General features: G+C 44.7%; 13 protein-coding genes and 1 tRNA gene. 10 read left to right on the top strand and 4 right to left on the bottom strand.

The features are described 5' to 3' along the window. Positions 1-6 precede the first annotated feature (6 nt). Positions 7-77, top strand: a tRNA-Cys gene (locus AC6I2O_RS08145). A gap of 634 nt (positions 78-711) precedes the next feature. Next, positions 712-2,310 carry a flotillin family protein gene (locus tag AC6I2O_RS08140; protein ID WP_120391317.1) on the top strand — a complete coding sequence of 533 codons (1,599 nt, stop codon included), beginning with the start codon at positions 712-714 and terminating at the stop codon, positions 2,308-2,310. Positions 2,311-2,345: 35 nt separating this feature from the next. On the opposite strand, the gene AC6I2O_RS08135 is transcribed toward AC6I2O_RS08140, so the two are convergent. Further along, entirely contained in the window at positions 2,346-3,539 is a 1,194-nt protein-coding gene (locus AC6I2O_RS08135; protein WP_120391316.1) for an MFS transporter, read from the bottom strand. Between the two features lie 311 nt (positions 3,540-3,850). On the opposite strand from AC6I2O_RS08135, the gene AC6I2O_RS08130 reads away from it, so the two are divergent. The 6 genes from AC6I2O_RS08130 to AC6I2O_RS08105 all read left to right on the top strand — a co-directional run bounded on the left by AC6I2O_RS08130 (position 3,851) and on the right by AC6I2O_RS08105 (position 8,682). Further along, positions 3,851-4,192: a cupin domain-containing protein gene (locus tag AC6I2O_RS08130; protein WP_120391379.1), complete on the top strand. Its 342-nt coding sequence runs from the start codon at positions 3,851-3,853 to the stop codon at positions 4,190-4,192. A gap of 16 nt (positions 4,193-4,208) precedes the next feature. Further along, the gene (locus AC6I2O_RS08125) at positions 4,209-4,847 is read left to right on the top strand and encodes a hypothetical protein (RefSeq protein WP_497742362.1); all 639 of its coding nucleotides are present in this window, start codon (positions 4,209-4,211) and stop codon (positions 4,845-4,847) included. A 98-nt stretch (positions 4,848-4,945) separates the two neighbouring features. Beyond that, the gene (locus AC6I2O_RS08120; RefSeq protein ID WP_497742361.1) at positions 4,946-6,043 is read left to right on the top strand and encodes an iron-containing alcohol dehydrogenase family protein; all 1,098 of its coding nucleotides are present in this window, start codon (positions 4,946-4,948) and stop codon (positions 6,041-6,043) included. 249 nt (positions 6,044-6,292) lie between these two features. Further along, positions 6,293-7,237: a serine O-acetyltransferase gene (locus AC6I2O_RS08115; RefSeq protein ID WP_497742360.1), complete on the top strand. Its 945-nt coding sequence runs from the start codon at positions 6,293-6,295 to the stop codon at positions 7,235-7,237. 49 nt (positions 7,238-7,286) lie between these two features. Further along, entirely contained in the window at positions 7,287-7,673 is a 387-nt protein-coding gene (locus AC6I2O_RS08110; protein WP_497742359.1) for a hypothetical protein, read from the top strand. A gap of 439 nt (positions 7,674-8,112) precedes the next feature. Beyond that, complete coding sequence (locus AC6I2O_RS08105; RefSeq protein ID WP_120391312.1) at positions 8,113-8,682, top strand: Maf family protein; 570 nt, start codon at positions 8,113-8,115, stop codon at positions 8,680-8,682. Positions 8,683-8,707: 25 nt separating this feature from the next. Here AC6I2O_RS08105 and truA read toward each other — a convergent pair whose 3' ends face one another. Genes truA through AC6I2O_RS08090 form a run of 3 tightly spaced genes read right to left on the bottom strand, consistent with a single transcriptional unit; the run spans position 8,708 to position 11,317 of the window. Beyond that, positions 8,708-9,469: a tRNA pseudouridine(38-40) synthase TruA gene (truA, locus tag AC6I2O_RS08100; protein ID WP_120391311.1), complete on the bottom strand. Its 762-nt coding sequence runs from the start codon at positions 9,467-9,469 to the stop codon at positions 8,708-8,710. A 1-nt stretch (position 9,470) separates the two neighbouring features. Further along, positions 9,471-10,259, bottom strand: coding sequence for a hypothetical protein (locus tag AC6I2O_RS08095; protein ID WP_497742358.1), 789 nt, complete (start codon positions 10,257-10,259; stop codon positions 9,471-9,473). Next, entirely contained in the window at positions 10,256-11,317 is a 1,062-nt protein-coding gene (locus tag AC6I2O_RS08090) for a DUF6077 domain-containing protein (protein ID WP_497742357.1), read from the bottom strand. The genes AC6I2O_RS08095 and AC6I2O_RS08090 overlap by 4 nt, the downstream gene beginning before the upstream one ends. A 49-nt stretch (positions 11,318-11,366) precedes the next feature. Between AC6I2O_RS08090 and AC6I2O_RS08085 the strand changes: the two genes are divergently transcribed. Continuing rightward, entirely contained in the window at positions 11,367-11,570 is a 204-nt protein-coding gene (locus AC6I2O_RS08085) for a hypothetical protein (protein ID WP_120391308.1), read from the top strand. Positions 11,571-11,573: 3 nt separating this feature from the next. Next, positions 11,574-12,119, top strand: coding sequence for a DUF2284 domain-containing protein (locus AC6I2O_RS08080; RefSeq protein WP_120391307.1), 546 nt, complete (start codon positions 11,574-11,576; stop codon positions 12,117-12,119). The last annotated feature ends 169 nt before the right edge of the window (positions 12,120-12,288 follow it).

Raw genomic sequence — 12,288 nt, 5'->3', positions numbered from 1 at the left:
TTATATGGCGCGATAGCCAAGTGGTAAGGCACGGGTCTGCAACACCCTTATCACCGGTTCAAATCCGGTTCGCGCCTCTTAAAAAGCTTCTGGTTTTCCAGAAGCTTTTTTATTTTCTTAGTTTAAAAAGCGTATCTTATTCAAATAGATGAACCGACTATCTTTTACGTTTCCTCAAATAAACAATCATTTTTGGTGAAAGAAGCAGATCTATACAAAGTGAGCAAAATAATCCAAGATAACATTTCAGCATAAGCAATGATTATATTACCGAGAGCAGAATATTTTTTTAGCTTTTTCTTTTGATTTTCAGATAATAAAAGATTAATAAATAAATATATTGACAAAATATAAAAATAATGTTATATTTTTGACAATCCAACAAGGGAGTAGCCGAACATCCAAAAGGTGGGTTTGAAAACGTCAGAACGGTGCGATGTGTACCCGTATCAAATGAGATGGCGAGACTTATTGTGACTGAGTCATGATAGGTCTTTTTTTCATATTAGATGAAATATCCGGATATTTATAAAGTAGCTTTTTGCTCTACCATGGGAGTGAGTTCAAAAGTAAGATTTTGAAATGAACACCTGAATGATTGTTGAAAGGAGAGGTGAGTATGGGAGAAGAGTTATCACAGAAGTTGGAGTAATAATGGAGTAATAAGGAAAAACAGCATGGACATTGGGGAATTGCGAAAGGAGAAAGAGTATGAAAAATAATATAATGTCTGGGATTATTCCGGTTCTGACCGTAGCAGCGATTGTAATAGTAGTATTTGCGTTGGTACTTATTGTATCGAAAGTTATGTATAAGAAAGCGCCACCGAATGTGGCAATGATTGTGACCGGGCCGGGAGGCTGTAAAACAGTGATTGGTAAAGGCTGTTTTGTGATTCCGATCTTACAGCGTGTGGATTATTTGTCACTTGAAAATATTCAGTCAGACTTTACTTCAAGAGATGAAATTCCTACAAGAGACGCCATTAATATAATGGTAGATGCAGTTGCAAATGTAGCGGTTTCTCAGCAACCTTCTTTATTAAAAGTGGCGGCATCAAAATTTATCGGATATAAACCGGATCAGATCAGAGAAATCATTACGCCGGTTCTGGAAGGAAATATTCGAGAAATCATTTCTCAGACAACGCTAAAAGAATTGATCCAGGGGGACAAAAAAGCGTTTGCTGAAAAAGTGATTGAAAATGTGACACCGAACTTAAGAGATATGGGTCTTGATCTGACAACGTTTAACATTCAGAATTTTAAGGATCGTAATGGTGTCATTGAAAATCTGGGATTGGAAAATACAGTGCAGATCAGCAAGGATGCAGCGATTTCAAAAGCAAATGCAGAGCGAGAAATTGCAGTGGCAAGAGCGGAAGCTTCCAGGGCTGCAAATGAAGCACAGGTAGCAGCTGACACGGAAATTGCAAAAAAACAGAATGAGCTTGATGTGCAGAGGGCGGAACTGAAAAAGATTTCGGATATCAAAAAAGCGGAAGCAGATGCAGCATATCAGATTCAGCAGGAAGAGCAGAGAAAGACAATTGAAATTACGTCCGCGGATGCCAATCTTGCTCGTCAGGAAAAGGCAATTGAGTTAAAGGAACGCGAGGTTGCAATTACAGAAAAATCACTGGAAGCTACGGTGAAAAAACAGGCAGAGGCGTCAAAATATGCAGCACAGCAGGAAGCAGACGCACATCTGTATAAAACACAAAAGCAGTCAGAGGCAGAGCTGTATGAGCGTCAGAAACAGGCAGAGGCTGAAAAATTCGAAGCATTGCAACGCGCCGAGGCACAGAAAGCAAAGGCAGAGGCCGAGAAATATGCGAAGGAACAGGAAGCGGAGGCAGTCAAAGCAGCGGGTCTTGCCGAGGCGGAAGCCATTGCTGCAAAAGGAAGGGCAGAGGCCGAGGCGATTCAGGCAAAAGCGCTTGCAGAGGCAGAAGGTATCCTGAAAAAAGCAGAGGCGATGAAACAGTACGGAGAAGCAGCACAGATGGATATGCAGCTCAAGGCTTTGACTTCATATTTTGAGCAGCTTCCGTCGATTGCGAAAGCTGCGGGAGAGGCTTACACCAATGTAGATTCCATTCGGATGTACGGCGGAGATTCCGCACAGTTGACAGGAAATATTCTGAATACAGTGACGCAGATTTCAGATGGTCTCGGTGAGTCCCTTGGAATTGATGTGAAAGCATTGTTGGCTGGATTTATGGGCGCATCACTGAAAGATTCTGGGAAAGGAAAGGATATCACTGTGAATGTGAATACCAGTGAAACACAAAACGAAGGCAGTAACTAAAGCGATTACCAAGGTGGAAAGCAGAAAGCGCCGGGTTAACCGGCGCGCCTGTTTTTCATTAAAAATAAAAGTGTAAATATGAGGAACAGTGGAAAGATCATACCGGATAAGATTCCAATCTTCATATTGCCTCCGGCCTGTCCGGAAATGAAACCGACAAGGGTAGGACCACCTGCGCAGCCGATATCTCCGGCCAGGGCCAGAAAAGCAAACATGGCAGTTCCACCTTTGGGAATATTGCGGGAAGAAAGACTGAAGGTACCAGGCCACATGACACCAACCGAAAGGCCACAAAGTGCACATCCAGCAAGACCAAGGACCGGATTTACAGAACATGCCGCGAGCAGATAACTGGTGAGGCAGAGCAGGCCACACCAGAACATATAATGATACAGGGAGAGCTGTTCGCTGAATTTGGCATAAATGATTCTGGAAAGCCCCATTAAGACAGCAAATGCGCATGGTCCTGCAAGGTCTCCGATTGTTTTGGAGACGTTCAGGCTGGCTTCAGCAAATGCGGAAGCCCATTGACTGATTCCCTGTTCACAGGCGCCTGCACAGATCATTAAAACAATCATAAACCAGAACTTGCGGGTTTTTAGAAGCGCAGGGATAGTCATGCCGGTACCTTCTTCATTCAGGGAAGCAATCGGTACTTGTGTGAAATACAAGGCGTTCAGAAGTGGAATAACAGCCCAGATGCAAGCCAGGATGCGCCAGTTCTGAACACCAAAAATCATAAAAAACAAGGTAGAAAGGATAATTACTGCGGCATGTCCCCAACAATAAAAGGAATGGAGTAGACCCATCGCTGCTTTTTTCCGCCGGGTAGGGCATGACTCAACAATCGGGCTAATCAGAACTTCGATCAGTCCTCCACCAATTGCATAAATAATTCCAGCAGACAGGAGGCCGAGAAATGGGTCCGGCACGAGCTCCGGCAGAAAGGCAAGCGCCAGAAGCCCTGCACAGGAAAAGAGCTGTGCGGCAACCACGCAGATCCGATAGCCAATTCGATCCGTCAATCCTGCGGCCAGAAAGTCAACGAGAAGCTGTATTCCAAAGTTAAAGGTAATGAGCAGCGATATTTTTTCCAGAGAAATATCATATTCCCGTTGAAATGTTAAAAATAACAGTGGCACAAAGTTGTTTACAATTGCCTGAATGATGTAGCCGATAAAGCAGGCGTACAGCGTGTGATTGTAATTTTCTTTTAAACAGGATTTCATGTGAAAGTACCTCAAATCAAATAGTTTTATGGATTTGGTAAAAAAGGCCAGACGGCCAACATAAAGAATTTTAGGAGAAAGGTTTTGCTTTGTCAATAAAATTAGAAAATTGCAAAACATCGGTAAAAGCGGTTTGTTGGAAAAGTGTTGCGGTACTTAAATTTTTCTGAACATTTTTTTGCATGCCTTGACAATTTCTGGCTGTTTTTTTAAGATGAATTTATCACAAGCAACCAGCCGGAACAGTGGCGTTCAGGAACAGTACAGCGCATCGGCAGGGAAAAATCTGTGATACAGAAAGGGGTGGCCTTATGGTCAGAAAAACACAGGTGGAGATAAAACAGGGAATTCGGGGAGGCAATGGCGAGGCAGAGTTTTATCATATTGTCTCCAAAGAGGAACTGAACGGGCATGGTGGTATGTATGCGCTTGTCCGGTTAAAACCGGGAAGCAGTATTGGCTGGCATGAGCACATTGACAACACAGAACCATATTTTATATTAGAGGGCAAAGGAATTTTTGTTGATCATGATGGTTCGAGAATTGCGGTTGGACCAGGTGACGTCTGTGTAATCGAGATAGGTCAGGGTCATGCGATAGAAAATAATTCTGATAAAGATTTAGTATTTATGGCTTTAATTTATAATAAATAGACAGGAGGATTTGAATATGAATTTTGAAATGTTTGGAAAAAAGGTGAAACAGTTTGGTAAGGATACCGTTGAAGAAGTACAGAAAATGAATGAGGTCAGACAGCTGAACAACAAAGTGAGCGATACCAAAAAGCAGATTAATAATCTGTATACGGAAATCGGCAAAAAGTTGTATGAACAGTACAAGGAGGCGCCTTTTTCCGGTTTTGAGACGGAAATAGAGACGATCAATGAAAAGAGTGATTTGATTGAAGAGCTGAAAGAGCAGATTCGCAAGGTAAAGGGTGTTGTTCTGTGTCCGTGCTGTAATATGGAGGTAGGAGAAAAAGAGCGTTTCTGTTCAAACTGTGGCAATAAGATGCCGGAGGTTGTGAATCCGGACGAAACAGATGAAAATGCCATTGTCGTAGATTCTGTGGATGTAACGGAGGCAGAGTCTGCCGAAAAAAGTGACGGTGCGGCAGTCCATGATACAACAGAGGAAACAATGGAAGCAGAAGCAGTGGAAGAAGCCGCGGAAACGGCAGAAGAAGGTGCTGAGGTAGAAGAAAGTGAAGAGGTAGTAGAAGAAACTGTGGCGCCAGAGGAAGAAAAAGAAGAAGTAGTAGAAGGAACTCAGGTTGCACAGGAAAAAAGTGGAGAAGTAGTCGAATAGATACAAGGATAGAGAACACGAAAGCAGAGGCGAAAATAAGCAAGCAGCAAAACATAAAATGACAAAAGATGATGAGGCATAAAGCCGGGGAGAAGAGGATGTATTTTTATTTGCCGACCAGGATTTACAGCGAAAGAGATTCTGTAAAAAAGCATGGAAACGAATGGGCGTGTCTTGGCAGGAAGGCTTTGATTGTAACGGGAAAGAGTTCAGCAGAAAACGGAGCTCTACAGGATGTTATAGAAGCGCTTGAAAAGCAGGGAACCTCGTATTTTGTATTCGATGAGACACAGCAAAATCCATCCGTGGAGCTTGTGTTAGAAATCAGAGAAACAGGCATTGAGCAACAGGTGGACTTTGTGGTTGGTATTGGCGGCGGTTCGCCGATGGATGCGGCAAAAGCTGTAGCTTTGATGCTAGCTCATTCTGATAAAGGAGCGGAATTTCTCTACGAAAGAAATATTGCCGGGGAGCAGGATTATGATGCGGCCTTTCCGGTGGTTGAGGTACCTACAACGTGCGGAACAGGATCAGAGGTCACGCCTTATGCCATTTTGACGCGCCATGATACATGTATTAAGGCAAGTCTGCCTCACAAAATTTATCCGGCGTATGCGTTGGTAGACGGCAAATATCTGTTAGGTACGAAACGTGAGATTATTGTGAATACAGCAGTAGATACTCTGGGGCATTTTATTGAAAGCTATATCAATACAAATGCGACGGATTTTAGCCGGATGCTCTGCGAGTATGGACTGGGTGTTTGGAGAAGTGTGAAAAATGTTCTGATTGGGGCCGGGCTTACGGTTCAGGAATGTGATGCGATGATGTTTTCCTCTACTTTGGCAGGAATGGCCATTGCGCATACCGGAACGGCGTTGCCGCACGGTCTGAGTTATTATCTGACGTATGAGAATGGAGTGCCGCACGGCAGAGCAGTCGGCTATTTTCTGCCGGGATATCTTGCGGCATCGGGACCGATGATTCGTAAAAAGATACTTTCTTATGCCGGATTCCCGGATATGCAGTATTTTACAGCATTTATTCACAGACTGCTAGGAGCTGAGAAAATGGACGAAAAATTGATGAAAAAGGCAGTGAGTGGCCTCATGTCAAACGAGAGTAAGCTGCGCAATGTACCATTTGAGGTGACAGAAGATTTGCTGTATCGGATTTGCAACCGATATTCCCAATAAATGTTTGTATTCTGTAAGTAGCTTTTGCTGACAAAAACGGAGTCGCTGCGAAATATGGGAGAAAGAGATTTTATCCTGTATTTGGCAGCGTTTTTTTGACGGTGGAAGGGTTGGCATCTTATGGGAAATTGTGTTATACTGTGCGGGAAACTTTGCGCGTGGTGTGAGCCGGGATGAGATAGGCGCGCATTCGGACGAAGCCGCATAGGATAAAGAAAGCGGTGGGAAAAGAAGAAAAGGAGCGATGTGATGAGGGGTTCATATAAAGAAGAGATGGATCGTTTGGTGGGGAAACTGCTTCAGAGTTATCAGGAATATCCGGAAATTTGCAGTATCAGTACGAGACACAGATTGAATAACGATATTATTGTTGATTTGCTGGAGAAGATCAGGAGTATTGTTTTTCCGGGATTTTTTGAGACAAAGACGTTAAATGACCATTTTATAGAATACCATGTGGGGGAATTGCTGGAAGATATTCAGTACCGCCTGACTAAGCAGGTGACAAAGGCGTTGTTTCATTCTGAGCATGCACCGGCAAGTGAAGAGGATGCGCTCGAGGCGGCTGAAGTGATTGTGAGTAAGTTTTTAAAACGGCTTCCATCGCTGCGGGCAGTTCTGGCAACCGATGTACAGGCGGCGTATGATGGAGATCCGGCAGCTTTTAATACAGATGAGGTCATTTTTTCTTACCCAGGTGTGTTTGCGATCACGGTGAACAGAATTGCACATGAGTTGCATCAGCTGGGGGTACCGCTGATTCCGAGGATTATGACGGAGCATGCGCACAGCCTTACGGGGATTGACATTCATCCGGGAGCAACGATCGGAAGTTACTTTTTTATTGATCATGGCACGGGTGTAGTAATCGGAGAGACGACAAGAATCGGCTCGGGTGCCAAAATTTATCAGGGCGTTACCTTAGGAGCACTCTCGACAAGAGGCGGACAGAGCCTGCGGGGGGCTAAGAGGCATCCGACGTTGGAGGATAATGTGACCGTTTATTCGGGGGCTTCAATTCTTGGCGGAGAGACAGTGATCGGAGAAGGCGCTGTGATCGGTTCGAATGCGTTTATTACCTCTTCAGTGCCGGGCGGAACAAGGGTCAGCATTAAAAATCCTGAGTTGCAGTTTAAGGATCGTATCCGGATGACAGAGCTTGGACAGGAAGGTTTCTGGAAAGGAAATGACTGATAGGCTTGCTGGCGATTACAAAAGAGATAAAAGGACGGAGGCGTAAACGGTGCAGAAAACTCACAGTGATCGGGAAAACAAAGCTGCGCAAGCAGGCAAAGAAATAGAAGTTGTGCAAGCAGGCAAAGAAATAGAAGTTGTGCAAATGGAATGTGCAGATGAGAAAGGCAGAGCTGTGCAAGCAGGCGAGGAAATGAAGGTTGTGCAAACGGAGCGTGCGGGTGAGAAAGGCGAAACTGTGCAAATGGAGCGTGCAGGTGAGAGAAGCGAAGCTGTGCAAGGGGCACATGGAGGACAGAAACAGGAGACTGTGCAGATAGAACAGAAAAACCAGGGAGCCCAGGCTGAGCATAACATCAGCGCTACCTGGGCGGAAGAGGCTATTATGGATCTGGATGATTTCATTGAGTCTCAGGGTGTTTACATTCGGCAATAGAGTTTTTAACTAGGTTACATCCGTGCGCAGTGCGATCGGATATCAGTTTCCATGTCAATATTCAATATCGGTTTTTAATATCAGTTTCCGGTATCAAGTAAGCAGCTATTCTGCGGCATAGATGAACAGCGGGATGGTTGCCAGGGAGAAGAAGCATTTTGAAAATTTGGTTTATGATAATCACAAACAGAAATGCAGGTCCTTTCTTTAAAGACTGTATTGTAATCCCCGTCTGACCGTGTGTCCGGCGGGGATGCTGTTTATGCAAAGATACAGGGCAGACTGCTGAAAGATACAAAGAGTTGTTCTGTCTGGTTTAAAGTAATATTTTAAACGGGAATTGTCCAGAGAAATATTGAGAAGAAGTTTGGAGGTACAGACAAGAAGTTTTACATTTCGGCGAAAAGAATAGCAGAAGAAAAAGGGAGGATTAGATGAAATGAAACGATTGATACTGGCATCAGCGTCGCCAAGACGCAGAGAGCTGTTGGAACAGATCGGGCTGAATTTTGAAGTGATACCGAGCACGTGCGAGGAAATGATTACAAAAGAGAATCCGGGTGAAGTAGTGGAAGAGCTTTCAAGACAGAAAGCGGAAGATGTGGCAGAAAGAATTACCGAAGGAATCGTGATTGGTTCAGATACCGTAGTGTATCATGCAGGGCGTATTCTTGGGAAACCTGTGGATCGGGAAGACGCCAGAGCAATGTTGCAGGGACTTCAGGGCGGTGCGCATTCTGTGTTTACCGGTGTCACAGTAATCATAAAGGAAAATGGCAACAAGAACTGTCATACATTTTTTCAAGAGACACAGGTGTATGTACTACCGATGACGGGAGAAGAAATCGAGCAGTATCTGGATACGAAGGAGCCTATGGATAAAGCAGGGGCATACGGAATACAGGGCAGGTTTGCTGCCTGGATTGAAAAAATAGAGGGCGATTATAATACAGTGGTTGGCCTGCCTGTATCAGCTTTGTGGCAGGTACTGAAAAAATATATGGAATAGCGCGTGCAGTAACTAAAAATATAGATTATTCGCCTGCTTCCGGATAATGAACCTCCACGAGAAATAATCCCTGGGCAGGTGCTGTGAATCCTGCAAGTGCCCGGTTCTGACTTTCGAGGATGGTGGGAAGCTGTGTTGGGAGGAGGTCACCCATACCGATTTCGATCAGTGTTCCAGTGAGGATGCGTACCATGTGATACAGAAAGCCGTCTCCGCAGTACCGGATATACAAAATACCATCCACGAGTTCAAAGGATATGTCATAAATGGTACGGACGGTTGATTTTTTCATATGACGATTGGCACAGAAGCTTTTGAAATCATGTGTGCCGATCAGATAAGAGGCCGCCTCCTGCATTTTCTGGGGATTCAGCGGTTCTTCGATGCGGTAGAGATAACGCCGGTTGAAAATATTGGCAATCGGACCGCAGTCGATCCGGTATTCATAGATCTTGCTTTCGGCGCTTAAACGCGCATGGAAACGGCTGTCTGCTTTGGAGACAGACAAAACACGAATGTCCAGAGGAAGATACTGATTAAAATACGTTTGGATTTCCTGACAGGAAAAACGGCTGAGCATTCTTGGAACGTGGTAGTTTGCGACCTGGCGAAGGGCGTGTACCCCGGCGTCGGTACGGCCGGAACCGTGGATTTCAACCGGCTCTCCGTAGAGATGTTCCAGGATGTTTTCCAGTTTCTCCTGAATGGTGTCCGAAGTGTTGCCCTGGCGCTGCCAGCCGTTGTAACGTGTGCCGTCGTATGCAAGAATCAGACAAAAATTTGCCATATTATGCATCCCCCTGTTCTATGAACTGAAATATTGTATATTTGTTGAGTTCTCCGATTTTTGCGTAGCCGTAAGCAGAAAAGGTGTCCATAGGCGACTGGCCGCGCAAATCCATGATAATAAAATTGCATTTGAGTTTTTTGGCACATTTGGCAATTTGTTTGAAATTTGGTTCCGTGGAATTGACCTGTTTGTAGAGTGTCTGGCTGTATTTTCCAAGGGAACCTTTGCCGCGTCTTCCGTATGGCATCAGAATTGATGGGTCATAGACGCGGGCATATGCGCCGATATGTTCATCTGTGGCGAGGCGCACTAGTTCAAGTCCGTCTGCGGCCGCTTTGTTGTTGATCAGGTTGCAGAGATAAACTACTTCGCTTGGAACCTTCTGCGGATTGTCTGCCAGAAAGAAATTGTTGGCAGCGAACATGCCTTTGCCGCTAACGGCAATGATTGCGGAAAAAAGAAGCATCAGGATAAGCTTTTGTATTTTGGTTTTTCTTTTTTTCAGAAAATCTGCCGCTGCCAGCGCGATCAGGAAGACAGTAGGAAGCAGCCACAGAACTCTCCAGTAAACTTCATCGCCGAGACAGGCGTGGATGATGGCTGCGGTGAGCGGACAAAGAAAAATGAATAACAGCAACGCGGAATAGAGCAATACGAAGCGCGTATTTTTTTCCTTTCGTTTTTGTACCAGAAGATAGATCACAGCGGCAAGCAAAAGATATTGGTAATAGCCGCCCTCCCAGTACATTTTCCAGTTGGAAAGGATCCATGTCATGAGTTCTTTCATAGGATTCCATATCTCCTTAACACTAAAATCATAATATATGCAACACCGCATATCACAGACGGCAGACAGCAAAGCAGGCCCGCTGCCATTCTCCGAAGACTTTTAAAATGAATGGTTGCGATCAGCGTAAAGCAGCCCATCATAATCGGAGTAAGAATGATACCGACGGAGGTAAGCAGACAGGCGCCAAGGTTGGCCATGCCGTATAACAGCCAGGAATATTCCGGTTTTTCTTTCATGATAACGGACAAGGAAAGCCAGATTACAAGCGGCAGCATAAATGCGGCGAGCAAGGCTTTCCCCTGCCAGATACGGATCATCTGGAAACTGCCGGAATTGTAAGTGGAATAGGCAGAAAACCAGAAGAGCACAGCTGCGAGGAACAGAAAAATACCACGGGCATCCTTATCTTTGGCAAACCATTTTTTTACGAGCTGGTACAAAGCCAGATAAGAAGCAGGCAGAAAGACAGCCGGAAAAATCGTGTGCGCAGTGATGGCCGCATGAAGTCCCCCTACCAGTTGGCTGATCACAGCCAGAAAAATCGGGAACGGCGACAGAATATATCTGCGCGGCAATTCACGGTAGGCAAGTCCCGTATAAGAGTTTACGTGAAAAATGCTGTCCTCATGGATCGCTGTAGTAGATGCAGCTACGTAAAGTGCGTCGTCTGCATCAAGATGTGCGTAGCGGACAACGACAAAAACCTGGAGCGCAATTAAAAGGACTGCCATCCAGAAAAATAAAGAGGTATCCTGCAATTTTTCCTTTGTGGGAAACCATGTGGAAAAACCACGTTTTTTCATACTGAAAAGGCCGGCACCAGTAGCAATACACATAACTACGGCATAGCAGATAACAAGAACATGAAGCGGCTGATCTGCAAAGAGCATGGGTACCGTCAAAAGTTCTGTCGCTGCAAATATAAATAGATAGCCGGTCAAAAAGCTTTCACAGAGCGTAAAGCTTTCTTTTTTTCTTAAAAATAAAGCTCCTGAGGCTGTCGGCACAAAAATGAGCCAGAATGCGGCAAGAAGCGCTTTTATTGTAAAATGCATAAGATCACCTGTCCTTAGAAAAAATGATACAAGATGAGGTTAGCAGGGATTGCAGGAAAAAGCAAGGCAATCTTTCTTAAAAAATTCGAACGGAAATGCCGCAGTCTGGCAGAAAAATTTTGTAAGGGGCTCCTTTATTTATGATGATATGGAAGGTATTGCTACTGAAGAAAAAAACAGGTATACTTGGAATACTAAAAAAAGCGGAAAATTGCCGGATATATCAGTAAGAATTTGCAGGGGGAAACAGTAACAGATGGACAACACGATCAGAACAGAACTGGAAGAGGAATTGCGGGAGCTTCCTGTGATTCAGTATGCATGGGTAGCGAAAGCGGAAATTCCTTTTTCAGAAAAGGTACGTACAATTTGTAAAGAGGAGTGCCCGCGTTACGGGAAAAGCTGGGCATGTCCGCCAGGCGTAGGTACGGTTGGGGAATGTCGTGCGATTTGTGATGAATTTGAAGGTGCATTTGTCTTTACGACAGTGGCGGAAGTGCAGGATATTATGAATATGGAAGAGACGCTGGCAACGAGAGATGGACATGAGGAAGTGACGCGCGAAATCCGTGATCTGTTTCGAAAACGTTCTTTCCGGACGTTGGCAATGTCAGGTGATTCCTGTGCAATTTGTCCGGAATGTGCATACCCGGCGGGACCGTGCAGGCATCCGGATCGGATGATCCCTTGTATTGAGGGATTTGGTATTGTGGTACCGCTATTGGCGCAGCGCGCAGGAATCGCGTTTGAGAACGGGGGCGGTGTTGTGACATGGTTCGGATTGATTTTGTATGGAAGATAATTTTATAAATAAAAAATTTTACGCGTTAGTTTCCGGAAAAATGTATTTTTTGACTGAGTTCACAGATTTACCACATATTTATCACAGTTTTGTCAAAGGGCGCGGATATACTCTGAACTAACAAAGAGACAATGGACTGGGAATAGGAGATTTGATTTCTGAACGAATT

It is taken from the genome of Blautia sp. St.27G3 (genome assembly GCF_059728505.1).
The sequence above is the reverse complement of the archived record's forward strand: the minus strand, read 5'-3'. Positions and strand labels throughout refer to the sequence as shown.

Excerpts from the sequence above, each read along its gene's own strand:
- AC6I2O_RS08140 (WP_120391317.1), top strand. The coding sequence starts at position 712 with ATGAAAAATAATATAATGTCTGGGATTATTCCGGTTCTGACCGTAGCA.
- AC6I2O_RS08135 (WP_120391316.1), bottom strand. The coding sequence starts at position 3,539 with ATGAAATCCTGTTTAAAAGAAAATTACAATCACACGCTGTACGCCTGC.
- AC6I2O_RS08130 (WP_120391379.1), top strand. The coding sequence starts at position 3,851 with ATGGTCAGAAAAACACAGGTGGAGATAAAACAGGGAATTCGGGGAGGC.
- AC6I2O_RS08125 (WP_497742362.1), top strand. The coding sequence starts at position 4,209 with ATGAATTTTGAAATGTTTGGAAAAAAGGTGAAACAGTTTGGTAAGGAT.
- AC6I2O_RS08120 (WP_497742361.1), top strand. The coding sequence starts at position 4,946 with ATGTATTTTTATTTGCCGACCAGGATTTACAGCGAAAGAGATTCTGTA.
- AC6I2O_RS08115 (WP_497742360.1), top strand. The coding sequence starts at position 6,293 with ATGAGGGGTTCATATAAAGAAGAGATGGATCGTTTGGTGGGGAAACTG.
- AC6I2O_RS08105 (WP_120391312.1), top strand. The coding sequence starts at position 8,113 with ATGAAACGATTGATACTGGCATCAGCGTCGCCAAGACGCAGAGAGCTG.
- truA (WP_120391311.1), bottom strand. The coding sequence starts at position 9,469 with ATGGCAAATTTTTGTCTGATTCTTGCATACGACGGCACACGTTACAAC.
- AC6I2O_RS08095 (WP_497742358.1), bottom strand. The coding sequence starts at position 10,259 with ATGAAAGAACTCATGACATGGATCCTTTCCAACTGGAAAATGTACTGG.
- AC6I2O_RS08090 (WP_497742357.1), bottom strand. The coding sequence starts at position 11,317 with ATGCATTTTACAATAAAAGCGCTTCTTGCCGCATTCTGGCTCATTTTT.
- AC6I2O_RS08080 (WP_120391307.1), top strand. The coding sequence starts at position 11,574 with ATGGACAACACGATCAGAACAGAACTGGAAGAGGAATTGCGGGAGCTT.